Annotated in this window: 16 protein-coding genes and 2 pseudogenes; 8 read left to right on the top strand and 10 right to left on the bottom strand. The window is 73.2% G+C overall.

The features are described 5' to 3' along the window. The first annotated feature begins 39 nt into the window (after nucleotides 1-39). The 3 genes and pseudogenes from glgX to ACIQ6R_RS28485 form a co-directional block, all read left to right on the top strand. Complete coding sequence (gene glgX / locus ACIQ6R_RS28475; protein ID WP_404182178.1) at nucleotides 40-2,169, top strand: glycogen debranching protein GlgX; 2,130 nt, start codon at nucleotides 40-42, stop codon at nucleotides 2,167-2,169. 587 nt (nucleotides 2,170-2,756) lie between these two features. Further along, the gene (gene treY, locus ACIQ6R_RS28480) at nucleotides 2,757-5,147 is read left to right on the top strand and encodes a malto-oligosyltrehalose synthase (RefSeq protein WP_404224379.1); all 2,391 of its coding nucleotides are present in this window, start codon (nucleotides 2,757-2,759) and stop codon (nucleotides 5,145-5,147) included. 426 nt (nucleotides 5,148-5,573) lie between these two features. Continuing rightward, a pseudogene (locus ACIQ6R_RS28485) lies at nucleotides 5,574-5,684 on the top strand (FAD-binding protein); the annotation flags it as partial. 66 nt (nucleotides 5,685-5,750) lie between these two features. On the opposite strand, the gene ACIQ6R_RS28490 reads toward ACIQ6R_RS28485, so the two are convergent. From ACIQ6R_RS28490 to ACIQ6R_RS28500, 3 genes are all read right to left on the bottom strand, one after another. Beyond that, a complete protein-coding gene (locus ACIQ6R_RS28490; RefSeq protein ID WP_404224381.1) occupies nucleotides 5,751-6,260 on the bottom strand; it encodes an SSI family serine proteinase inhibitor in 510 nt (169 codons plus the stop codon). Beyond that, on the bottom strand, nucleotides 6,257-7,582 hold the full coding sequence (locus tag ACIQ6R_RS28495; RefSeq protein ID WP_404224382.1) for a M14 family zinc carboxypeptidase: 1,326 nt from the start codon (nucleotides 7,580-7,582) through the stop codon (nucleotides 6,257-6,259). The genes ACIQ6R_RS28490 and ACIQ6R_RS28495 overlap by 4 nt, the downstream gene beginning before the upstream one ends. A 284-nt stretch (nucleotides 7,583-7,866) precedes the next feature. Continuing rightward, on the bottom strand, nucleotides 7,867-8,418 hold the full coding sequence (locus tag ACIQ6R_RS28500) for an FHA domain-containing protein (protein WP_404182164.1): 552 nt from the start codon (nucleotides 8,416-8,418) through the stop codon (nucleotides 7,867-7,869). 197 nt (nucleotides 8,419-8,615) lie between these two features. Here ACIQ6R_RS28500 and treZ point away from each other — a divergent pair, with 197 nt between their 5' ends. Continuing rightward, nucleotides 8,616-10,361 (top strand): malto-oligosyltrehalose trehalohydrolase, encoded by a 1,746-nt coding sequence (gene treZ, locus ACIQ6R_RS28505; RefSeq protein ID WP_404224384.1) that lies wholly within the window; start codon nucleotides 8,616-8,618, stop codon nucleotides 10,359-10,361. A gap of 7 nt (nucleotides 10,362-10,368) precedes the next feature. Here the strand turns inward: treZ and ACIQ6R_RS28510 are convergent, their stop codons facing one another. Both ACIQ6R_RS28510 and ACIQ6R_RS28515 read right to left on the bottom strand, forming a co-directional pair. Then, on the bottom strand, nucleotides 10,369-11,325 hold the full coding sequence (locus ACIQ6R_RS28510; RefSeq protein ID WP_404224385.1) for a phosphotransferase family protein: 957 nt from the start codon (nucleotides 11,323-11,325) through the stop codon (nucleotides 10,369-10,371). Between the two features lie 52 nt (nucleotides 11,326-11,377). Then, nucleotides 11,378-12,508, bottom strand: coding sequence for an aminopeptidase P family protein (locus tag ACIQ6R_RS28515; RefSeq protein WP_404224387.1), 1,131 nt, complete (start codon nucleotides 12,506-12,508; stop codon nucleotides 11,378-11,380). Between the two features lie 170 nt (nucleotides 12,509-12,678). Here ACIQ6R_RS28515 and ACIQ6R_RS28520 point away from each other — a divergent pair. Then, nucleotides 12,679-13,467: pseudogene (locus ACIQ6R_RS28520) on the top strand (phosphodiesterase). A 79-nt stretch (nucleotides 13,468-13,546) separates the two neighbouring features. On the opposite strand, the gene ACIQ6R_RS28525 reads toward ACIQ6R_RS28520, so the two are convergent. The 5 genes from ACIQ6R_RS28525 to ACIQ6R_RS28545 form a co-directional block, all read right to left on the bottom strand. Continuing rightward, nucleotides 13,547-14,143, bottom strand: coding sequence for a PDZ domain-containing protein (locus tag ACIQ6R_RS28525; RefSeq protein WP_404224388.1), 597 nt, complete (start codon nucleotides 14,141-14,143; stop codon nucleotides 13,547-13,549). 75 nt (nucleotides 14,144-14,218) lie between these two features. Continuing rightward, entirely contained in the window at nucleotides 14,219-16,402 is a 2,184-nt protein-coding gene (gene cyc2 / locus ACIQ6R_RS28530; RefSeq protein ID WP_404182149.1) for a germacradienol/geosmin synthase Cyc2, read from the bottom strand. Between the two features lie 122 nt (nucleotides 16,403-16,524). Continuing rightward, nucleotides 16,525-17,730: a damage-control phosphatase ARMT1 family protein gene (locus tag ACIQ6R_RS28535; protein WP_404224390.1), complete on the bottom strand. Its 1,206-nt coding sequence runs from the start codon at nucleotides 17,728-17,730 to the stop codon at nucleotides 16,525-16,527. Between the two features lie 336 nt (nucleotides 17,731-18,066). Further along, nucleotides 18,067-18,714: a ScbR family autoregulator-binding transcription factor gene (locus tag ACIQ6R_RS28540; protein ID WP_404182142.1), complete on the bottom strand. Its 648-nt coding sequence runs from the start codon at nucleotides 18,712-18,714 to the stop codon at nucleotides 18,067-18,069. A gap of 153 nt (nucleotides 18,715-18,867) precedes the next feature. Next, on the bottom strand, nucleotides 18,868-19,533 hold the full coding sequence (locus ACIQ6R_RS28545) for a Tat pathway signal sequence domain protein (protein WP_404224391.1): 666 nt from the start codon (nucleotides 19,531-19,533) through the stop codon (nucleotides 18,868-18,870). 612 nt (nucleotides 19,534-20,145) lie between these two features. On the opposite strand from ACIQ6R_RS28545, the gene ACIQ6R_RS28550 reads away from it, so the two are divergent. The 3 genes from ACIQ6R_RS28550 to ACIQ6R_RS28560 all read left to right on the top strand — a co-directional run bounded on the left by ACIQ6R_RS28550 (nucleotide 20,146) and on the right by ACIQ6R_RS28560 (nucleotide 22,629). Continuing rightward, nucleotides 20,146-20,844 (top strand): DUF6230 family protein, encoded by a 699-nt coding sequence (locus tag ACIQ6R_RS28550; protein ID WP_404224393.1) that lies wholly within the window; start codon nucleotides 20,146-20,148, stop codon nucleotides 20,842-20,844. Continuing rightward, nucleotides 20,844-21,302: a DUF6114 domain-containing protein gene (locus ACIQ6R_RS28555; protein WP_404224394.1), complete on the top strand. Its 459-nt coding sequence runs from the start codon at nucleotides 20,844-20,846 to the stop codon at nucleotides 21,300-21,302. The genes ACIQ6R_RS28550 and ACIQ6R_RS28555 overlap by 1 nt, the downstream gene beginning before the upstream one ends. A 313-nt stretch (nucleotides 21,303-21,615) precedes the next feature. Next, nucleotides 21,616-22,629 carry a substrate-binding domain-containing protein gene (locus ACIQ6R_RS28560; RefSeq protein WP_404224395.1) on the top strand — a complete coding sequence of 338 codons (1,014 nt, stop codon included), beginning with the start codon at nucleotides 21,616-21,618 and terminating at the stop codon, nucleotides 22,627-22,629. Nucleotides 22,630-22,678: the final 49 nt, after the last annotated feature.

Below are 22,678 nucleotides of genomic sequence, written 5' to 3' on the forward strand. Positions count from 1 at the left end.
CGTCCGCACCGGCGCCGCACACCTGAAAGAGTCGTGTCCATGCAGGTCTGGCCTGGAGAGGCGTATCCACTCGGTGCCACGTACGACGGCGCCGGCACCAACTTCGCGGTCTTCACGGAGGCCGCCGACCGAGTAGAGCTGTGTCTGCTGCACGACGACGGCTCGGAAGCCGCGGTCGAGCTGCGGGAGAGCGACGCGTTCGTCCGGCACGCGTACGTGCCGGGCGTGATGCCCGGGCAGCGGTACGGCTACCGCGTGCACGGTCCGTACGCCCCGGAGCGGGGGCTGCGCTGCAACAGCGCCAAGCTGCTCCTCGATCCGTACGCGCGTGCGATCAGCGGCTCGATCCAGTGGGGCGAGGAGGTGTACGGCTACCACTTCGGCGACCCCGACCGGCGCAACGACCTGGACTCGGCTCCGCACATGATGTCCTCGGTCGTGGTCAACCCCTACTTCGACTGGGGCGACGACCGGCGCCCCCGGACGGAGTACCACCACACGGTGCTCTACGAGGCGCATGTGAAGGGCCTGACCATGCGGCACCCGGGCCTCCCCGAGGAACTGCGCGGCACCTACGCGGCCCTCGCGCACCCGGCGCTCATCGAGCACCTCACCGAGCTGGGGGTGACCGCGCTGGAGCTGATGCCGGTGCACCAGTTCGTCAACGACCACCGCCTGGTGGACATGGGCCTGAACAACTACTGGGGCTACAACACGATCGGCTTCTTCGCCCCGCACAACGCGTACGCCTCCTGGGGCGACCGCGGCCAGCAGGTGCTGGAGTTCAAGTCGGCGGTGAAGGCGCTGCACGAGGCCGGGATCGAGGTCATCCTCGACGTGGTCTACAACCACACCGCCGAGGGCAACCACCTGGGCCCGACGCTTTCCTTCAAGGGCCTCGACAATCCCTCCTACTACCGGCTGACCGACGATCCCCGCTACTACATGGACACCACGGGCACCGGGAACTCCCTGCTCATGCGGTCCCCGCACGTCCTCCAGATGATCATGGACTCGCTGCGGTACTGGGTCACCGAGATGCACGTCGACGGGTTCCGCTTCGACCTCGCCGCCACCCTGGCCCGGCAGTTCCACGAGGTGGACCGGCTGTCGTCGTTCTTCGACCTGGTGCAGCAGGATCCCGTGGTCTCGCAGGTGAAGCTGATCGCCGAGCCGTGGGACGTGGGCGAGGGCGGCTACCAGGTGGGCAACTTCCCGCCGCTGTGGACCGAGTGGAACGGCAAGTACCGGGACACGGTGCGGGACCTGTGGCGCGGCGAGCAGCGCACGCTGGCGGAGTTCGCGTCCCGGCTGACGGGCTCGTCCGATCTCTACCAGGACGACGGCCGCCGCCCGCTGGCCTCGATCAACTTCGTCACCTGCCACGACGGCTTCACCCTGCACGACATGGTGGCGTACAACGAGAAGCGCAACCACGCCAACGGCGAGGACAACCGGGACGGCGAGAGCCACAACCGGTCCTGGAACTGCGGAGTCGAGGGCGACACCGACGACCCGGCGGTGCTGGAGCTGCGGGCCCGGCAGATGCGGAACTTCACCGCCACCCTGCTGCTCTCCCAGGGCGTGCCGATGATCAGCCACGGTGACGAGTTCGCCCGCACCCAGCGCGGCAACAACAACGCCTACTGCCAGGACAACGAGCTGGCGTGGGTGGCGTGGCCGGACGGCGACGGTGACGTCACCGGTGCGGGGGCCGGGCTGCTGGAGTTCACCCGCGCGATGGTGTGGCTGCGCAGGAACCACCCGGTCTTCCGCAGGCGGCGCTTCTTCCACGGGCGTCCGGTGGAGGGGACCCACGACGAGCTGTCGGACATCGCCTGGTTCACCCCCGAGGGTGCGGAGATGACCCAGCGGGACTGGAACTCGGCGCGGGCGTCGGCCCTCACGGTGTTCCTGAACGGGAACGCGATCTCCGAGCCCGGCGCGCGCGGGGAACGCATCTTCGACGACTCGTTCCTGCTGATGTTCAACGCCTCGCCCAAGCCGCTGGACTTCGTGGTGCCGGTCGACCACGGCCGCCAGTGGGAGGTGATCGTCGACACCGCCCGCACGGAGGGGGTCCCCTCCGACACGGGCCGCAAGGTGCAGGCCGGGGACCGGCTGACCCTCGTGGACCGGAGCATGACGGTGCTGCAGCGGCCGGTCTAGGCCGCGCTGTGTTGCCAAAGCGGCCCCTCACGCGCGCGTGAGGGGCCGCTCCGGCGTCCGGGCCCGGACGCGCCGCCAGGGCGATCACGCAGGCGAGCGCGGCGGTCAGGCTCGCCACCGCGAACGCCGCGACCGGGTCGTGGGACTCGGCGAGGCGGCCGGTGACGGCGACCGCGAGGGCCTGGCCGCCGACGATCGCGCTGGTCGCGAAGGCCATCGCCTCGGCGAGCCGGGCCCGCGGCACCCTCATCTCGGTCAACGCGGACACGGTGCCTGGCAGGCCCCGGACATCGCCCCCTGGAGGGCGAGCGAGGCCAGCAGGGCGTGCACCGCGCGGGGCATGCGGGGGCGGGCGCGGGGGCCGGCCGGAGGGCCCTTCGCCTCGGCGGCCGGGGGCGCCGACGCGCGGGCCGTCGGTGCAGGGCGAAGGCGGTGCCGCACCCGGCGACGAGGACGGCGGCGCCGGTCAGCGCGCCCCGCCGCCCGGTGCCTCCGCCGCTTCCCATCGCTCGAAGCCGGCCACGCGCGCGTACGCCCGTGGAGGGGCCGATGACACGAAACGCGGCGAGGCGGGTACGTAGGTTTGCATGACACCTGAGCGACCCGACCCGGTGCTGTCCCCGACGTCCCAGACCCCCACGGCCACCTACCGGCTGCAGCTGCAGCCCGCGTTCCCCTTCGCCGCCGCGGCGGCGGCCGTCCCGTACCTGGCCTCGCTCGGCGTGTCCCACCTGCACCTGTCCCCCGTGCTGGCGGCGGTCCCGGGTTCGCTGCACGGCTACGACGTCGTGGACCACGCGCGCGTGCGCGAGGAACTGGGCGGCGAGGAGGGACTGCGGGCGCTGGCGCGCACCGCGCGAGAGCACGGTCTCGGTCTGGTGGTGGACATCGTGCCGAACCACATGGCGATGTCGCCCCGCCACAACCGCGCCCTGTGGGAGGTGCTGCGGGAGGGCCCGAAGTCGCCGTACGCGCGGTGGTTCGACATCGACTGGGAGGCTCAGGGCGGCCAGGTGCTGATGCCGGTGCTCGGCGCCCCGGTCGGCGAGGTGCTGGACGAGCTCCGGGTCGACGGCGACGTACTGCGCTACCACGACCACGCGTTCCCCCTGCGGGACGGCACCGGTGACCTGCCGCTGCCGCAGTTGCTGGACGCGCAGTGGTACCGCCCGGTGTGGTGGCGGCTCGCCCGCACCGACCTGAACTACCGGCGCTTCTTCAGCATCTCCGAGCTCATCGGCGTACGCGTGGAGGACCCGGAGGTGTTCGAGGCGACGCACGCCACGATTCTGCGGCTGCTGCACGAGGGCGTGATCGACGGCCTGCGCGTCGACCACCCCGACGGCCTCGCCGACCCCGACACCTACCTCCGACGGCTGCACGAGGCGAGCGGCGGCCGGTGGACGGTGGTGGAGAAGATCCTGGCGGACGGCGAGCGGCTGCCCGCCGCCTGGCCCGTCGCGGGCACGACCGGCTATGACGCGCTGCGGCACATCGACGGGCTCTTCACGGACCCGGCCGGCTACGGGGAACTCCTCGGCCGGTACCGCGGGTTCGCCGCCCCGCAGACGGACCGGGGCGGCGACTGGGCGGCGACGGTGCGGCGGGCGGCGTACAAGGTGCTCACGCACGAGCTGGCCACCGAGATGGACCGGCTGACCCGGGTGGCCCACCGCCTGTGCGTCGCGTCGCCGGACCCCGTCCTGCGTGACCGGGCGCCGTGGGCACTGCGCACGGCCTTGCTGGAGTTGCTGGTCCGGCTGGAGGTGTACCGGCCGTACGCGTCGGTGGACGCGGCGTCGGTCGTCACCGAGGAGGCGGCGGCCGAGGCACGGCTCGCCTTCGCGGTGCCCGAGGAGGGCGGCACGGTGGAGGTCGTACGGGACCTGGTGCTGGGGCGGTTCGGGGACGGGCCGGAGCACGTGGAGTTCCGTACGCGGTTCGCGCAGACCGCGTCGGCGCTGCGCGCCAAGTCGGTGGAGGACACGGCGTTCTACCGCTACGTGCCGCTGCTCTCGGCGACCGAGGTGGGCGGGAACCCTGGCCGCCCCGCCCTGTCGCCGGAGGAGTTCCACGCATACTGCGCGCGCGTGCAGCGCGACTGGCCCGCGACGGGCACGGTCGTCTCGACCCACGACACCAAGCGCAGCGCCGACGTGCGCGCCGCGCTGGCGGTGCTCACGGAGTGCCCCGAGCGGTGGGCGGACGTCCTGACGGAGGTCACCCGCACGGGTGAGGGCGCGCCGGACGCGCAGCTGGCGTGGGCGGCCTGGCAGACGGTGTTCGGGCTGGGTCCAGCGGAGGGCGAGCGGGTGCGGGAGGCGCTGCTGAAGCATGTGCGCGAGGCGGGGATGTACACCAGCTGGACCGAGCAGGAGCCGCCGTACGAGGACGCGGTGGCCCGGTTCGTGGCGGCGGGGCCGTGCGGTGCGCCGGGCGAGCGGGTGACGGCCTTCCGCGACTCCCTTGAACCGCACATCCGGGCCAATGTCCTCGGCACGGCCCTGACGCATCTGACGATGCCGGGGGTGCCGGACCTCTACCAGGGCACCGAGGGCGAGTACCTGGCCCTGGTGGACCCGGACAACCGCCGTCCCGTGCGCTTCGGGGAGAGCGGTGAGGGCGGTGAGAAGGGAGCGGTGACCCGGGCCGCGCTCGCCCTGCGGGCGCGGCGGCCCGACGCCTTCGGCGACGCGGCGACGTACGAGCCGCTGCCCGCCGAGGGCCACGCGGCGGCGCACTGCGTGGCGTTCGTCCGCTCCGGGGACGTCGTGACGGCCGTGACCCGGCTGTCGCTGCGGCTGGCCGAGGCGGGCGGCTGGCAGGACACGACACTGCCCCTGCCGCCGGGCCGGTGGGCCGACGCGCTGACGCCCGGACGCGAGTTCACCGGGCACGCGCGCGTGGAGGATCTTTTCGCGGGCGTACCGGTGGCGCTGCTGGAGCGGGTGGGGGCGGAGGAGGGAGCCGGGGGCTGAACGGCGGGACGGGGCCGCCTTCGCCTCCGGGCCCCTGCCCGCGCGGGCGCTCGTGAGACGCGCCGGGACTCATCGCGGGCCGGCCCGGCGTCCGACGCACACTCGCTGGGGCGGCGCCCGGAGACACAGGCGGCTGTGGCACCGGGCCGCTCCGCCGCCGCTGTGTCGCCCCGTGCAGCGCCCGCCCCGGCGGCGTGGAAAGCGGTGCGTCAGCCCAGTGCCGGAGCCGGGGTGCCGCAGATGTCGGCCGGGCGGGGCGGTGAGGTGGGCGGGGCGGCCGGTGCCCGGCTCGGCCACGTCAGGCGCAGGAGGTCGACGAAGGCCTCGGCGGCGCCGGTCGGCGGTACCCGCGCGAAGACCGTCAGGGCGCGCCGCCAGGGCGGGTTGCCTTGGACTCATGACAAGGGCCGGGCGGACGCTGAGGGCATGAACCCACACGACGTGATCGTCATCGGCGGCGGCACCGGCGGCTACAGCACCACGCTGCGTGCCGCGGCCCTGGGTCTCGACGTCGCCCTCGTCGAACGCGACAAGGTCGAGTGACGCGGCCACAGGCCGGTGCGGCGTCACGCCACCGCACCGGCCTGCCGGCCCGGTCCGCGCTCACCCCTGCGTGTCCCACGCGAACACCGAGCCCGTCCGTGCCGCCATCACGCACGGGTTGGCGAAGGTCCGCGTGTACTCCACCGGCTGTCCCCGCCACTGCCCGTGCGCGTGGGCGGTGACCGGGGCGTAGATCATCGGGCAGTGGGTGTCCCGCAGCGGGATGTCGGCGATGCGACCGTCCGTCGCGTCGAGTTCCGCGCAGGCGCGGGCCGCGCGCGCGTGGCCCCGGGGCGGGTCGCACAGCAGGAGGGCGGCGCGGGTGTCGCCGGACTGGACACCCGACGGGGCTCCGGACTGGACACCCGTCTGGGCTCCGGACTGGACACCCGACGGAGCGCCGGGCCGGACACCCGACTGGGCATCGCCCCGGATGACCGTGAGCAGGAGCCAGTCGTTCGCCGGTTCCCGCTCCGCTGTGGCCTGTGCCGGGGCGGCGCAGGTGAGGAGGAGCGCCGCGGCTGCCAGGAGGCCGGCCCGTGCCGCTCGGGCCGTGATGATGTGCGTCATTCCCGGTGCATCGGCACCGCGGCCTCGGAACCCCAGCCCGGCTCACCCGAACGGGAGCCCGCGGTGGGGCGCCGCCCGGCCAGTTCGAACGCGGCGAGTACGACCCGCGTCTGGTACTCCACCTGGCGTGCGACCGGGATCCAGCGGGCCGTGCAGCCGTCGCGGTAGTCGGCGCAGCCTTCGTCGACCAGCCGGTCCAGCTCGGGCAGGACGCCCGCCGGATCGCCTCCGGTACGGGTCACCAGCTGATGCAGCAGCCCCGCGGTCCGCAGGGCCAGGCGCCGTCCGGCGAGGCGCAGGGCGACCAGGTGGGCGGTGCTCATCGGCGGGAGGGAGCGGCCCGATCCGTCGTCGGTGTCGGGGTCCCACGCGTCGGCGAGCCTGGGGCAGACCAGCAGGTAGTCGTCGACCGGCGCGAGGAGGTGCGCCGCCTCCGGCACGGTGGCGAGGTGCGGGCGGATCCGGGCGAGCACGCGGTGCAGGCGCCGGGTGTCCTGTCGCAGGGTGCGGCTCACGGAGCGCAGTATCCCGTCCTGGTCCACCGGGGGCGAGCCGTCCGCCACGGCGGCCACGCCCCACATGGGCGCCTCGACGACCGCGGTGACGGTGCCGTACCGCCGCGGGTGGCACCACGTCGACTCGACGGCCGCCTCGGTGATGGCCGCGGTGAGGTCGCCGCGGCGGGGCGGCGGGATGCGGTACACGGCGGGGCCGAGGTCGGGCCAGTACAGGGTGTCGTAGGCGCCGAGTTCGCGGGGGATGCCGAGCCGGGCCGCGGTGTGGGCGATGCGCTGGGCGATGCCCGGCAGGTCGTGGGTCAGCTCGACGAAGCCGCCGCCGACGTCGACGCCGTGCAGGGAACACTGGAGGAAGGGCCGCAGTTCGTCCTGGAGCGCGAGCAGGACGCGGGTCTCCGGCAGGGCGGCCTGGTCCGGGCCGTGCGGCAGCCACTCGGGCTGTTCCAGGAAGCCGGGCCGGAAGAAGTTCCGGGCGTAGCGGCCGAGGGTGTACGGGCCGGACAGCCAGCCCTCGTTGCGGCGCAGGCCGTCGGGGTCGACGCACAGCAGCAGGTTCCAGGTGGCGTCGGCGCCCTCGGTGAGCCGGGGGTCGGCCAGGGCGCGCTCGGCCAGCCGCAGGACGGTGGCGCCGCCCACGGGCTCGTTGGCGTGCGGCCCCGCGACGACGAGGGCCTGGCGGCTGCCGTGGCCGACGGAGAGCAGCCACAGCGGGGTGCCCGCGCGGGACGTGCCGACGCGGCGCAGGCGGGCTTGTCCGGGATGACGGGCGACGAGGGCGGCGGCCCGGGCGCCCAGCTCGTCCACGGTCGGATAGCGAAGGAGGGGCGGCAGGGCACACCTCCACGATGCGGGCTGTCGGTTCACCTGGCGTGCGCGGTGTACGCACAGTCAGTCACGACTTGACGGGTACGTCAACACCATGAAAAGCAAAGGGGTTTGCCTCACCCGTACCGAACCGAACACCCCACCGATTACCGCATCGACCACCGCACCGGTCACCCCAGTGATCACCCCGGCGATCACCCCACCGAGACGCACAACCCCGAGTGAAGCCCAGGCCAGAGCTGTGCTCCGTCCCCTCCTCCGGCTCAGTTCACCGCGAGGCGGAAGGCCATCTGGCCGAAGCCGATCTGGTCACCCTCGCGGACGACGGCCGCGCCGATGACCCGCCGGCCGTTGACGGTGGTGCCGTTGGTGGAACCGAGGTCGCGCAGCACCCACATGCCGCCCTGGCGGCTCAGTTCGGCGTGCACGCGGGAGACCGTCTCGTGGGTCAGGCGCAGCCCGTTCGCCGGGTCGCGTCCTATGCGCAGCGGATGACCGGCGCCGGGGTGCGGCAGCAGCAGCTTGGGCAGCCGCTCGGCCTGCCAGGCCCTGCGCAGCCGTACGCCGAACCCGGACACCGCCTCGACGGTGCCGAACACCAGCCGCGACACCCGGCCCTCGGTGGGCAGGTCGGCGGTGAGCAGGGCGAGATCCTCCAGGCGGCGGGCGGCGAGCGCCAGCTCCATCCTGCGGATGAACGTGTCGTGCGACAGCCGACCCATGGCGACACCGTCCCGGAGCACCTTCAGCGCCTTGTCGCGCTCCGCGTCGGACAACCGCGCGGGGTACGTGTTGAACTCGAAGGACGACGTCACGCTGGTGATTGTCGGTCAGCCGGGCCGGAGTGTCCAGAAAACGGGAAAACGGCGGCCACGCGCGCGCCGTGCCCGCCGTCCCACGCGGAGCGCGGCACGACACCCGCCGCAATCGGGGACTTTGAGCAGCGCGGAGATCACTTTTGCAGGACCATGGACGGGCTACATCACGGTGAGCAGACGAAGGGGAACCGTCCGTGCAGTTCGAGGTGTGGGCACCGCAGGCCGGCCGAGTGGCGTTGCGGTGCGACGGCGTCACGCGCGCGTTGGAACGCGATCCGGAGCGGCCGGGGTGGTGGTGCGGTCAGGCCGAGGCGCGCGACGGCTCGCGGTACGGCTTCGCGGTGGACGACGGGCCGGTGCTGCCGGATCCGCGTTCGCGCAGGCAGCCGGACGGGCCGGACGGGCTCAGCGCGGTCGTCGACCACGGACGGTACGCGTGGCGAGCCGAGTGGGGCGGGCGGCCGCTGCCCGGCGGCGTCCTGTACGAGCTGCACGTGGGTACGTACACCCGCGAGGGCACGCTCGACGCCGCCGCCGAGCGGCTCGACCATCTGGCCGGACTGGGCGTCACCCACGTCGAGCTGATGCCGTTGTGCCCCTTCCCGGGCCGGCACGGCTGGGGGTACGAGGGTGTCTCGCTGTGGGCGGTGCACGAGCCGTACGGCGGGCCCGAGGCGCTGAAACGGTTTGTCGACCGGGCCCACGAACTGGGTCTGGGCGTGGTCCTCGACGTGGTGCACAACCACCTGGGCCCGTCCGGCAACTACCTGCCCGTCTTCGGCCCGTACTTCACCGACACCCACCACACGCCCTGGGGCGTCGCCGTCAACCTGGACGCACCCGGCTCGGACGAGGTGCGGGCCTATCTGGTGGACAGCGCGCTGGCGTGGCTGCGGGACTACCGGGTCGACGGGCTGCGCCTGGACGCGGTGCACGCCCTGGTGGACACGCGCGCGTGCCACTTCCTGGAGGAGCTGTCGACGGCGGTGGACGACCTCGCCGCCGACCTGGAACGTCCGCTGTTCCTGATCGCCGAGTCCGACCTCAACGATCCGCGGATCATCACCCCGCGCGCGGAGGGCGGCCTGGGCGTGCACGCGCAGTGGAACGACGACTTCCACCACGCCCTGCACGCCGCGCTGACCGGGGAGTCGCAGGGCTACTACGCCGACTTCGCGCGGGCTCCGCTGGCGGCACTCGCCAAGACCCTGACGCGGGGCTACTTCCACGACGGCACCTACTCCAGTTTCCGGGGCCGCGCCCACGGCCGCCCGCTGGACCGCGGCCGGGTGGCCGCACACCGGCTGACCGGCTACAGCCAGACCCACGACCAGGTCGGCAACCGCGCCCAGGGGGACCGCCTGGCCGCACTGGTCTCCCCCGGTCTGGCGGCCTGCGCCGCGACGCTGACGCTGACCGCGCCGTTCACGCCGATGCTGTTCATGGGCGAGGAGTGGGCGGCGGGCACGCCGTGGCAGTTCTTCACCGACCACACCGACCCGGAACTCGCTCAGGCGGTACGGAGCGGCAGGCGGCGTGAGTTCGCCGCGCACGGCTGGAAGGAGGAGGACGTGCCCGACCCGCAGGACCCGGCGACCCGCGAACGGTCCTGCCTCGACTGGTCCGAGCCGGAGCGCGAGCCGCACGCGCGCGTACTGGACTGGTACCGGCGGCTGATCGCCCTGCGGAGCGAACAGCCGGACCTGACCGATCCGGACCTCGCCGACACCAGGGTGGCGTACGACGCCGAGGCGCACTGGCTCGCGTTCCGGCGCGGCGACATCCGGGTGGCCGTCAACCTGGGCGCCGAACCGGCGGAGATCCCGCTGGGTACCCGCCCCGCGCGTGTGCTCGCCGCGTGGGAGCCGGTCCAGGCGCCGGGGTCGGACGGGGTGCTGCGGGTACCGGGCGAGTCGAGCGTCGTGCTCGTCCAGGAGTGACGGGCGCTCAGGAGGGCGCGTCGTCCGTGCCGTCCCCGCGCAGCTCCGTCACGCGTTCGAGCATGATCGGCTCCCAGGCGCGTCGCAGCCGGGTCCTGAGCAGGGGCAGGGACGCGAGGGACGCGGCCGTCGGCGCGGGCGTCCGGCCGGAGAGGGCCGCGGCGAGGTGGACGAGGGTGTCGCAGCGGGCCAGCCACAGGCCGCGCAGGCACGGCCGGGCGCCGTAACCGGCGAGGGTGGCGGCGCGGACCGCGGCGGGCGAGCCCACGGAGACCGCGAGCCCGGCGATGTCCTCGGCGGGGTCGCCGAGGACCGCGTCGGTCCAGCCGAGGACACCGCGCACCCGGCCGTCGGCGCTGACCACGAGGTGCTCACCGGCCAGTCCGTGATGGACGAGGACCGGCGCACCAGGCTGGGCGCCGAGCTGGACCGACGCCGAGCGGGTGAGCCGCTCGGGCCGCGCGGCGTCGAACTCGTCGGCCTCGGCGAGGCGCCGCCCGGCGCGCTCGGCGGCCTCCCGCAGGGTCTCCAGGGAACGCGGGGCGGCCCGGGGCACACCGAGGGTCTCGGCCTGGCGGACCGGCGCCTCGCGCAGCCCGGTGAGCAGCGCCGCGAGGTCCGCCTCGCCCAGGGCCGACACGTCGTGGTCCTCGCCCGACCCGCCGGGCACCTTGGCGTCCAGCGTGTAGGTCAGGCCCGGCGCCCATTCGCCGTGGGCCACACTCGTCGGCACCGCGACGGGGAGGTACGGCCGGACCAGCTCGCGCAGGCGCAGTTCGCGCCGCTGCCGTACCGCGGCCTCGCGGTCCGGGGCCAGGCGCAGCACATGCCGGGCGCCGACCCACCAGGTGGCGGGCCCGGCGCCCTCGGCGACGGGCCGCACGTCGGGTTCCGCGCTCTCCCCCAGCAGGGAACGGACCAGTCGGCGGACGGTGTCCGCGGTGGGTGTCGGTGCCTGGGTCATGGTCGCGCAGTCGTCCTCCGGGTCTGCCGGGGCGGGGGGTCCGTCTTGCCGGTCACTCCACTATGACCAGCTCCCGGGTGGTGTCGTTGAGGCGCCGGCCGCCGTCCTCGGTGACCGTGACGATGTCCTCGATGCGTACCCCGAACCGGCCGGGCAGATAGACGCCGGGCTCGACGGAGAAGCACATGCCGGGCACGAGGTGCCGCTCCTCGCCCTCGATCATGTACGGCGGCTCGTGCGTGGTGACGCCGATGCCGTGCCCGGTGCGGTGGATGAAGTACTCGCCGTACCCGGCACCGTCGATGACCGCACGGGCGGCCCGGTCGATCTCCTGGCAGGCGACGCCGGGCCGCACCGCCCGGAAGCCCGCCTCCTGCGCCTCGCGGACGAGGTCGTGCACCCGGCGCTCCTCGTCGGTGGGCGCGCCGACGTGGACGGTGCGCGAGGTGTCGGAGCCGTACCCGTTCTTCAGACCGCCGAAGTCGAGGACGATCATGTCGCCGTCCTCGATGACGCGGTCGCCGACCTCGTGGTGCGGGTTGGCGCCGTTCGGGCCGGAGGCGACGATCGTGAAGTCGACCTGGGAGTGCCCGAACCGCCGCAGCATACCGTCGAGGTCGGCGGCGACGTCGGACTCGCGTCGTCCGCCGAAGCGCACCTTCCGGATCTCCTCGAACGCGGCGTCCGCGGCCGCTCCCGCCGCCGCCAGCAGGTCCAGCTCCGCCGCGTCCTTGACGGCGCGCAGCATGGGCAGCGCCTCGGTGAGCGAGGCGTACGAGGTGCCGGGCAGCGCCCGCTGGAGGGCCAGCAGGTGCATCGCCCAGGCGTTGTCGCTGATGCCGAACCGTCCGGAGCCGTCGAGGAGGGCGGCGGTGGCGGCGTACGGGTCCTTGCCGTCGGTCCAGTCGCGCAGGGTCAGGGCGGGCGCGCCGGCGGCCTTCTCGGCGTCGGGGGCCTCCAGTGTCGGGACGACGAGGACGGGGGCGCGGTCGGCGGCGAGGACGAGCAGGGTGAGCCGTTCGGTGGCCGCGGTGGGCGCGTAGCCCGTGAGCCATACGAGGTCGGGTCCCGGCGCCACCAGGAGCCCGGCCAGTCCGGCGTCGGCGGCCGCCCGCGCGGCACGCTCCATCCGGGCCCGGTAGTCGTCGGCGGTGAAGGAAGCAGCGTGCGCGCTGCCGGTCATCCGGGCCTCCCAGGGCGACAAGAGTGAAGGGACTACGGGCAGCATCCTGCCCCCGGCGAGGAAGCGACGCGAGCCGATTGCCATTGATCGGCCACTGCACCTAATGGTTGGATGCGTCACAGACGTTAGCCACGAGGCGTGCCCCTCGGCACCCGGAGGAGGACTGCACCGTGCTCGTACTCGCGCACATCAGCGATCTGCACCTGGACGGGAGCGCTCGGGCGACCGGGCGCGCCGAGCGGGTGGGCGACCGGCTCCGGGAACTGCCGGGGCGGGTGGACGCCCTGCTGGTGACCGGGGACATCGCGGACCACGGCACCGAGGCGGAGTACGAGGAGGCCGCGCGCATCCTGGGGCTGCGCGACGGCACGGCACCGTTTCCCGTGCTCGCCTGCCCCGGCAACCACGACAGCCGCGCCCCCTACCGCAAGGCCCTGCTGGGCCGGCCCGCCGCGGACGGGCCGGTCAACGACGTGCGGGTCTTCGACGGCGGCGCGGTTTTGATGTGCGACTCCAGCATCCCGGGGAGCGACGAGGGGGAGCTGGACGAGGAGACGTACGGCTGGATCGAGGCGACCCTCGACGAACTCGGCGGCGACCGCCCGGTCCTCCTCGCCTTCCACCACCCGCCGACGGCCCTGCACCACCCTCCCCCACTGCCTTGAGGGCGTGGGAGGTACCCCCAGCCCGACTCCTACCGCCTGCGGCGGCCGGAACGCCTCGCCGCGCTGCTGGAGCGCCGGCCCGAGATCGCCGGGCTGATCACGGGACACGCGCACACGCCCGCCTCCACGGTGTTCGCCGGACGGCCCCTGGTGGCCGGCCCCGGGGTGACGTGGACCCTGCGGCTCCCCTGGGAGGGAGAGCAGGTCGCGGACCGGGAAGCCCCGGTCGGGCTGGCCTACCACGTACTGGACGACACCGGACGGCTCACGAGCCACTTCCGTACGGTCACGTGACGGCGGGCCCGAACGCGACGGCCGGATGACGCGGGTCAGACAGCCGGATGACATGGGTCAGGCGGCCGGATGACGCGGGTCAGGTGACGACCCCCGGTACGGCCGTCAGCTGCTGGTAGCCGCCGCTCTCGTGGCGCACGGTCACCTTGACCGCCTTGCCCGGCCGGGCGCGGGCCACGGCGTCGGCGAGGTCGGCGGCCGAGTCGACCCGGGTCCTGCCGAACGCCAGAAGCACGTCGCCCCTGACCAGGCCCGCCGCATACCCGGGACCGGGCACGTGGACGCCCACCACCAGGGCCCCGGGCTTCTCGTCGTCCACGGCCTCCACGCCGAGAGTCGCGGCGGCCGGTGCCGAGGACGCGGGCGGACCGGCCGACGGGTGCGCCGGGGCGGCCCGGCTGCCTGTCCGCGTTTCCGCCCCCGTTCCCGAGGCGCCCGCCTGGCGTTGCAGTTCGGCGAGTTTGCTCATGCCGATCACCGTGGCGCCCATCGTGCCGAGTCCCACGCCCGTCAGCAGCAGGACCGTCGCGGCGAACACCCCGAGCAGCAGAGTGGTGAGCCGCCGGCGGCGACGGCGCCCGGGGTGCGGGTGCCGGACGCCGTCGGGATCGGGCACGGTGCCGCCTCCCGGTTCCTGACCGGGCATCGGCTTGGGTCGCAACGCTGTGTGTTCCATGGATCGCCTCCGGCAGGTGCTCTACCCGGCGCACCGGCGCGTGACGAGCCACGAACGAGTGAGACTGACCGGTGGTCAGCCGAGCACGGGCAGAGCGGAGCACCTCGGGACGGGCACGGCCGGGATCCGGTCCGGGAGGAAGCCGTGCGTGCGCCCGGCCAGGTACTCGGCCTTGTACCGCGGGACCTCCCGGTGCCAGTTGAGGATGCCCGCCATCCAGTTCTGCAGGTCGGTCACATAGCCCTGCATGACGGCCCGCGCCTCGTCCGACAGCTGGAAGTCGTCGTAGACGATGGGCAGCTCGTGCGCGACGACGTGCTCGAACTGGCGCATCCGCTGGTTCATGAGGTCCTGGACGACGCCGAGGGCGGCCGGGTAGTCGACGCCGAAGAAGTTCTGCACGACGAGGATCGCGTTGTGGATCTCGCCCTCGTACTCGATCTCTTTCTGGTAGGAGAAGACGTCGTTGAGGAGGCACGCGTAGTCGATCGCCGCGTTCTCCAGGGAGCGGACCGGACCGCTGCGGTAGACCTCGGGCGGCACGGCCGGGCCGTGTCCGGCGCGGCACAGGCCCAGGGTGAGGTCGGAGCCGAAGGTGGCGCGCCGCATCTCCAGGTAGTCCACCGGGTCGGGGACACGGTTCTGGATCTGGTTGGCCAGCTCCCACACCCAGGCCTCGGTCATCTTGTCGACGGCCGACTTCAGCGGGCGCCGTTCCTCGGGCGTCATGCCGGCCGTCGTACGGGCCCACAGGTCGATCAGGGAGCGTTCCATGGCGTTGGCGGGCGGCGGGACCGGCTCGGCGTCGAGCGGCATGCAGGCCGACAGCCGGGCCGTGGTCAGCCGGGCGGCGGCCAGGTCGCGCCGGTGGCCGTAGACGAGCGGGTAGTAGTCGTCGCCGTAGGTGCCGAAGGCCAGCCAGTCGGAGGCGAGGTTCAGCTGCTCCTGGGTGGCGTCCGGGTCGAGGCCCGCGGCGCACAGGGGAAGGTCGCAGCTCGCGAGCTTGTCCTCGTCCCAGACACCCTCACTGAGGAACCCGATCGCGTGCGACCACTCGAACAGGTGCCGTCGCGCTCCGTCGAGGGCGGGGCTCAGCTCCAGCGGGAACGGCATGTGGATGTCGGGGATGATCGACGGCCCGACCTTCTGGAAGGGCACGTACCTGTAGGGGCGCGTCCGCTCGGCGGCGGCCGCGGCGAGCAGCGCGCCGACGTCCGCGGCGGAGGTGCCGGGGCCGGTCAGCGCCTGCCAGCCGGCGGCGGGGCGGGCGCCCTTGTTCATGTACCGGCTGGAGCGCATGTGCCATTCGTGGCCGCCCGACTGCCAGTCCTGCAAGCCCTTGGCGTACAGCCCGACCGCGGTGACCTCGGCCGGGGTCAGACCGTTCTCCAGGGCCACCGCGGGCACTTCGGTGAACGCGGTGTGCTCGAACTGGTGCAGCCGGGAGGTGAGGACGTCGTTGACCAGTTCGGCGGCCTCCTGGGTGGTGCAGCCGAAGAAGGTCTCCAGGACCAGCACCCCGTTGCTCAGCTCGCCCTCGTCCTCGACCTCCCGCTGGTAGGAGAAGAGGTCGTTGCGCAGGTGCACGGCGTCGGAGAAGGTCTCCATCAGCACCCTGAGCGGCCGGGACCCGGCGACGGCGGCGGGCACCTCTGCGGTCGCGTACTCCACCAGCCCCGCCGACCAGGGGGCACCGCCCACCTTCCGGCGCATCTCGATGTACTCGACGGGGTTGGCGATCCGCCCCTCGTTGATGTTGGACAGCTCCCACAGGGACTCGTTGAGCAGGTGCTCGGTGGCGACGGCGAAGCGGTGGCGCCAGTCGGCCGACATGGCCGGCACCGTGCGCTTCCAGAGGTCGGCGAGGCCGGCCTCGACCGGGTTCTCCGGCTCGGGCATGTCGGTGGTGAGGTCGAGCGGCATGAACAGGGGGAGCCGGTCCAGGTGGGCCTTGCCGCCGACGCGGTCCTGGCTGCGTTTGAACTTCTCCAGGAAGTGGTCGTCGAAGAAGAAGACCCACACGTACCAGTCGGTGATGAGGGAGAGCGCCGGCCCGTCGCAGTCGGGGTGGGTGTAGGCGCAGAGCAGACCGTAGTCGTGTGCGTCGAGGTCGGCCTGGTCCCAGACCCCGGAGCCCTCCAGCATGCCCATCTCGCGCGCCCATGTCGTCGAGTGGGCGCGGGCCTCGTCGAGATGCGGGTTGAGCCGCGCGGGGTGCGGCATGTAGAAGTGCGGCAGTTCGAAGGGCTGTTGCGTCATGGCCGGGCACTACCCATGGCCCTCCGGGGGCATCCTCGGGTTGGGACATGATCACACCATCGCGTGAATCGGGGCGGAACGCGGGAACTTTCGCCGGTCCGTCCTCTCGGGGACGCGGGCGCTCAGCGCCTGACCTGGATCAGCGCGTGCGTCCCGCTCGTCCGCCAGCGCTGCTCCCCGCTCGCCACCAGCGCCGCTTCCGTGTCCGCGGACAGGCCGGTGACGACGTCGGACTTCAGGGTGCGCAGCGCGGCGACGGGGCCCGGGAAGTAGGCGGTGGCGTCCGCGAAGGACGTGGTCGGGGGGTACCACCGGTCACCCACCAGGCGGCGGTAGTTCAGGTCTCCCTTGAGGACGGTGACCGTGGCCGCCGCGAACTCCCCGCGCAGGTCGTCGGGCATGTCCGCGTACGGCAGCGGGGCGCAGGAGAAGGGGTGGGCGCGGACGGTGACGCGGCCGTCGGTCAGCGCGGTCCACAGCCGCTCACCGTGGGCGGCCGCCGTGCCACCCGCCGCGACGAGCCGCCGCAGCGCGTCGAGCAGGTCGGCGGGCGTGGCGTCGGAGACGTAGTACGGATACGGCTTGAGGTGCAGGACCGCCCGGTCGACGCGGCCCTCGTCGAGGAGGTGCGAGACGAGGAGCAGGTCGGGTACGAGTTCGCGGCCGGCGTTGTCGGCGACCAGGCACAGGGTCTTCGGGCCGGGCGCGCCCTGACCGGGGGGCGGGAGCAGCGACCAGAGCGTCTCGCTGTCGTCGACGACCAGGGCCGGAACCCGGTCCTCGGTGTCGGTACCGCTGTCGGAGAGGCGGAAGCCGAGGTCCGCGCGGTTGCCCCAGAGCGAGCCGTGCAGCAGGGCCCGCGTGCGGTCGTCGGAGGACAGGTCGGCGAGGTCGTCGAGCGCGGCGAGTTCCTCGGCCGTCTCCGGCGCGTCGAGTTCGGCGAGTTTGGCGGGCCGGAAGGGGTCGACGCCCTGCCAGGCGCCGGGGCCGAAGTAGCCGACGGCGTCGAGGAGCCGGCGGTAGAAGTGGCTCTCGGCCCACAGCCAGGGCACGTCGAACCAGGAGCGGCCGGCGTACGCGTCCATCCCCCAGTCCACCCAGCGGCCCCGGTCGCGGGCGTCGGCGCCCGCGGGCAGCGGCTCGACCACGCCGTCGGCACAGCTCGTGAGCAGCTCGTCGAGCGCCCGTCGCCGTTCGGGGCCGAAGGGGAACGCCTCGCGCACCTGCCGGACGATGGCGGGGTGCCGCTCGGCCAGCACGCCGTGGGGGAAGGACCCGGGCTCGTCGCCGACGATGACGGGGGCGGGCTCGGACGGGGTGTCGGGCATGCGCCTCACCGTACCGCGCGACCTGGGGCGAAGAGGCGGAGCCGGCCGTGTCCTGGGCGGGGCCGGGCCGCATCCCGGCCGGATCACATGCGGACCGGACCGCATGCCGGCCGGACCGGGTCCGGGCAGGACCACATCCCGGCGGACCGCGTCCGACCGCGCCACGTCCGAACCGGGCCACACGCGGGCCCGCGCGGCGCGGTCGTGGAGATCGCGACGGAAGGCGAGGCGGTCGCCCGACCGCGCCACATCCGGGCCGGCCCACCTCCGGCCGCGCCGCATCCCGACCAGGCCACGCCCGACCAGGCCACGCCCGGCCAGGCCACTACGGCCGGATCAGACCCCGCCCAGTTCCCGCTCCAGGCGCGCCGCGAGGGTGAGGTAGCGCGCGCGTCGGGTCACCGGCACCATGCCGCGGATCAGGAGGTGCCACATTCCGGCCAGGCGGCGGGGCTGTCGCGCGGCCGGTTCGAGGGTGCCGCCCACGACGCGGGTGCCGACGATGGAGCAGACGAGGGTGTGGGCGACGGAGTCGACGTCGATGTCCGGATGCAGGTCGGACTGGCGGACGGCGTCCACGAGGCGGGACGAGGCGATCTCCCGCCACTCGGTGAAGGGGTGCGGCAGCGGCGGCCGCACCGGCACTCCCCCGGTCGCGAGCCGCAGCCCGGCCCGCAGGACCGGCCCCTCCTCGCACAGCCTGGCCATGCCGAACGTGAGGCGCATCAGCGCCTCCAGAGCGGTGTAGCCCCGGCCGTCCAGCTCCGTCGCCAGTCGGCGCGAGGTTCGGGACTGGAGCTCCATGATGGCGTGGGCGAGGTCCTCCTTCGCCGCGAAGTGGAAGTACAGGGCGCCCTTGGTGACTCCGGCGTGGGCCACGATCTCACTCAGGCTGGTCGACTCGTAGCCGTAACGGTCGAACAGGTCGGCGGCGGCCCCGAGGATCGTCGCGCGGGTCTGTTCGGCGCGTAGCTGCCTCGCCATCGGCTGGACTCTCCTGGGCTGGAACTCAACAGGCCGTGCCGCCTGTCTTAACCCCCTGTACACGATAACTCACCGTCAGATCCGCCTCTTTACGACCCCGCGGACAGCGGCCCGGGCGGCCCTGTCGGGGCGCGTCCGGGCCGCCGTACGGGCTCAGTTGACGTACACCGTCGCGTTCCCGTCGGTCACGGGGGCGTAGGTGGCGGTGAAGTACCCGTTGGCGAAGCAGAGCCCCGAGCCGGAGACCTTGGTGAAGTGCTGGTCCGCGAAGGCGATCGAGTTGGTGTCGTTGCTCGCCGTGCCGGTGAGGCCGGGAGCCTCGTAGACGCAGTTGATGCTGCCGAGGAGGGTGCGCAGGGCGACCGTGGTCCGGACGGTGGACCCGCTCGGCGGGGTGACGACGACGGCTCCGTCGGAGGAGACGGTGGTGGTGTACGGCAGGTTGTGGACCGTGATGCCGTTGACGCCGAGGACGCCGGTGACGTTGCTGGTGCAGCTGCCGCTGTCGAAGGTGTGGGCGGTGAGCGACTCGGTGGCCGTGCCGGGGGCCGTCGGGTTGTCGGTGACGTCGACGGTGAACTGCGAGGACGTGCACGAGACGCCGCTGGTGCCGGTCGCGCTGGAGTGGAACGTGGCGCTGGTGCCGCTCGCCAGGGAGGCGGTGAGCGTGTCCCCCACCGCGACGGGGGTACCGCCCGCGGCGCCGGTGGTGAGGACGGGGGTGTCGGCCGCGCCGGTGCCCGCGGCGGCGGGGACCGCCGCGGGGAGGGTCAGCGCGGCGACGGCTGCGGTGAGGGTGAGGAGAGTACGAGTACGCATGCGGCTACCTCTTCCGGAAGTGGGGTTCGGTGAAGCAGGGGTGGCCGGCCGCGGAGGTGCGGTCGGGCCGATGCGATGAGGTCCGGGCCGCACCCGGGTCGGACGTCGGGCGCGGGCCGGGCCCGGTGGGCGCGGGCAGGCCGTGCCCGGTGAGTGCGGGCCCTGCCCAGGAGGTGCGGCGTGCCCCGTTGGGGGGCGGGGCCGGGCCCTGTCCGCAGGACGGGTCCCGGAGCCGGGAACGCGGACGGTGCCGCGGAAACGGATCCGGCGCCACGGATCCGGGGAAACAGGCAAAGTTGTAGACCTGACGTTCAGTCAACGTCAACCGGTCGCGCACGAGTTGGCGAATAATCGCGGATCCCCAGAAGCGCCGGGCCGGAAAAGCGGCAGGTGGCACACAATCCCCACTCTTTACTCACACCTTGCTTGACCCTGCGGTGTAACCACCGGTAACTTCCGATTGGCTACTGGTGCGTAACGTGAAAGCCCCTGCACCCGCCGGGAGTTGCCGGGAGGCGTGCGCACCAGCCGCTGTCCGCGCCAGGACAACGTGCCGCTCAAGAACGTGCCACTGAAACCCGATCCGCATTCACTATGCCTCTGGGAGCAGCCATGGCCTCGTCCTCGGACGCCACCCCGTCCGCCGGCAACACCCCCGAACCCGAGACCGGCCCCGAAGGCGTCTCCGCGCCGGAAACCGCCGGGGCCCCCACGAGACGCGGCCGGGTCAGGCTGCGCCGGGCCGCGGTACTGGCCGTGCCGGCCGCCGCGGTCACCGCGGGACTGGCGATCCTCACCGCCCACGGCGCCCTGGGCGTCCAGTTCGCGATCTCCGGCATGCCCTTCACCGTCACCGCCACGGAACTCGACGGCACCGGGTTCGCCCAGTTCGGCGGCCTCGACAACATGGCCGAGGGCAGCCCGAACGCGGGGGACACCGGCGGGCAGGTACTGGTCGTCACCTCCGTGATCAAGGAGGCGAAGCTCACCAAGCTGTGCCAGAGCGTCGACCTGGGCGGCACCAACCTGCTCATCACCGCGGGCGAGGGTGACACCAGGGTGTCCGCGAGCGACCTGACCACCGACTCGACGTTCCTGTCGGGTGACGCCTCCTTCAACAACATCGAGATCGGCAACGACGCCAGCACGCTGGACAAGGCCGGTCCGAAGGGCCGCGGGCCGATCGGCGTCTTCAGCCAGCAGGCCGACACCGTGCACATCAAGAACCTGCGGCAGACCAACTACGCGACCACGGCGGCGGTGTTCAAGCTGCCCGGTCTGAAGCTGCGCTTCAGCGGGTCGGGCTGCTGATGCCCCGCGACAGACGGGAGGGGTTCAGGGCCGGCTTCCGCCGCTGGCGCTCCGGGCGGCCGTTCTGGGGCGGGTTGCTGCTCACTCTGGCGGGGGCCGAGGTCCTCTTCACCATGAAGGCGTCCTTCAAGGTCGTCCTGCACGTCGGCATGCAGGGCGTGGCCGGCTACCTTCTGCCGGTCGTGATGCTGCTGTGCGGCCTGCTGGCCCTGGTGAACCCCTCCCAGCGGCTCTTCTACTCGCTCATCGGCGTTCTGGCCTCCCTGGGCACATGGGTCACCTCCAACCTGGGCGGGTTCCTGGTCGGGCTGCTCCTCGGCGTCGTCGGCAGCTGCCTGGTCTTCGGCTGGCTGCCCGACCAGGAGTCGCGCCGCGACCGCCGGCTCCGCAGGAAGAAGGCCCGGGCCGCACGTACGGCCCCGCGGCCTCTGGAACAGCGAGCGGGCGGACCCGCCTGACACCGGGCCACCGGCGTCCGCGCCCCGGCACGCACCCGGAGCCGGACGCCGGACGGACACCGACCGGACGCCGGACGCCGGACTTCCGTGCGCACTCGCGCCTCGGTCACGCTTCGCCGGTGTTTCACCCGCCCCGTTCATCACGATGCGGCACCGACAACTCACACCTGGTCGCTGGTCACTTGACTACCGGCCGTCACTCACGGTTTGCTCCGGCCAGGCGAGATTCACCCGGTTGGCGTACCGACACACGGCTCCGGTCCACCTCGCCCCGTTCCTCTGCTCGGCCGCACAGCGAGGTGCCCCAACCCCCATGAGTACATCTCCCCCGCCCACCCACTCCCCCGGACGCCTCCGTGCCGCGGCCCTCGCCGCGGCCGTCTGCCTGCTGGCGGCCGGCTGCTCCGCGCTCGGCGGGGAGGAGGACGGCTCGGCCGCGGACACCGCGGGCGGGTCCGGCGCCGACCGGATGAAGATCGTCATGGTCACCCACGGCGGTGAGGGCGACGCCTTCTGGGACCGGGTGCGCAAGGGCGCCGAGGCCGCGGCCGACAAGGACGGCGTCGACCTGACGTACGCCGGCGACGCCGACACCGCCGACCAGGCCGACCTGGTGCGGGACGCGATCCGCGACAAGGCCGACGGCATCGCCGTGACCCTGGCCAAACCGCAGGCGATGAAGGGACCCGTCGCCGAGGCCAAGGCGGCCGGCATTCCCGTGGTCGGCCTCAACTCCGGCATCGACGCCTGGCGGTCCACCGGGCTGTTGGAGTACTTCGGGCAGGACGAGAGCGTCGCGGGCCGGGCCGTCGGCGACAAGCTGAACGACCTCAAGGCCCGGCACGCCCTGTGCGTCATCCACGAGCGGGGCAACGTCGCCCTGGAGGCCCGCTGCGCCGGCGTGAAGAAGACCTTCGAGGGCGAGACCGAGATGCTCTACGTCGAGGGCACCGACATGAAGGCGGTCGGCGCGGCCGTCACCGCACGGCTGCGGCAGGACTCCAGCATCGACGAGGTCGTCATGAACGGCGCGGCGTTCGCCCTGACCGCGGTCGAGTCGGTCGACGAGGCGGGCAGCAGCGCCCACGTCGCCACCTTCGACCTCGACGAGGACCTGGTCGCCGCGGTCAAGCGCGGGGACGTGCAGTTCGCGGTGGACCAACAGCCGTACCTCCAGGGGTATCTCGCGGTGGACGCGCTCTGGCTGTACCGCACCAACGGCAACGTCAGCGGTGGCGGAGTGGCACCCGTACTGACCGGCCCCGCGTTCGTGACCCGGACGAACGCCGACGCGGTCGCCAAGTTCGCCGCGGGCGGCACCAGGTGACCGGGCACCGCGGCCGCCCGCGCCCGCGCACGACCGCCACCCTCCCCCA

Origin of the sequence: Streptomyces sp. NPDC096048 (assembly GCF_044763415.1) — a bacterium.
Classification (GTDB): Bacteria; Actinomycetota; Actinomycetes; order Streptomycetales; family Streptomycetaceae; genus Streptomyces.

Bases quoted from the DNA above. Each gene is read 5' to 3' on its own strand.
- ACIQ6R_RS28525 (WP_404224388.1), bottom strand. From the start codon at position 14,143: ATGGAACACACAGCGTTGCGACCCAAGCCGATGCCCGGTCAGGAACCG.
- ACIQ6R_RS28540 (WP_404182142.1), bottom strand. From the start codon at position 18,714: ATGGCGAGGCAGCTACGCGCCGAACAGACCCGCGCGACGATCCTCGGG.
- treY (WP_404224379.1), top strand. From the start codon at position 2,757: ATGACACCTGAGCGACCCGACCCGGTGCTGTCCCCGACGTCCCAGACC.
- ACIQ6R_RS28555 (WP_404224394.1), top strand. From the start codon at position 20,844: ATGCCCCGCGACAGACGGGAGGGGTTCAGGGCCGGCTTCCGCCGCTGG.
- ACIQ6R_RS28550 (WP_404224393.1), top strand. From the start codon at position 20,146: ATGGCCTCGTCCTCGGACGCCACCCCGTCCGCCGGCAACACCCCCGAA.
- ACIQ6R_RS28560 (WP_404224395.1), top strand. From the start codon at position 21,616: ATGAGTACATCTCCCCCGCCCACCCACTCCCCCGGACGCCTCCGTGCC.
- ACIQ6R_RS28515 (WP_404224387.1), bottom strand. From the start codon at position 12,508: ATGACCGGCAGCGCGCACGCTGCTTCCTTCACCGCCGACGACTACCGG.
- ACIQ6R_RS28535 (WP_404224390.1), bottom strand. From the start codon at position 17,730: ATGCCCGACACCCCGTCCGAGCCCGCCCCCGTCATCGTCGGCGACGAG.
- cyc2 (WP_404182149.1), bottom strand. From the start codon at position 16,402: ATGACGCAACAGCCCTTCGAACTGCCGCACTTCTACATGCCGCACCCC.
- glgX (WP_404182178.1), top strand. From the start codon at position 40: ATGCAGGTCTGGCCTGGAGAGGCGTATCCACTCGGTGCCACGTACGAC.
- ACIQ6R_RS28490 (WP_404224381.1), bottom strand. From the start codon at position 6,260: ATGACGCACATCATCACGGCCCGAGCGGCACGGGCCGGCCTCCTGGCA.
- ACIQ6R_RS28510 (WP_404224385.1), bottom strand. From the start codon at position 11,325: ATGACCCAGGCACCGACACCCACCGCGGACACCGTCCGCCGACTGGTC.
- ACIQ6R_RS28545 (WP_404224391.1), bottom strand. From the start codon at position 19,533: ATGCGTACTCGTACTCTCCTCACCCTCACCGCAGCCGTCGCCGCGCTG.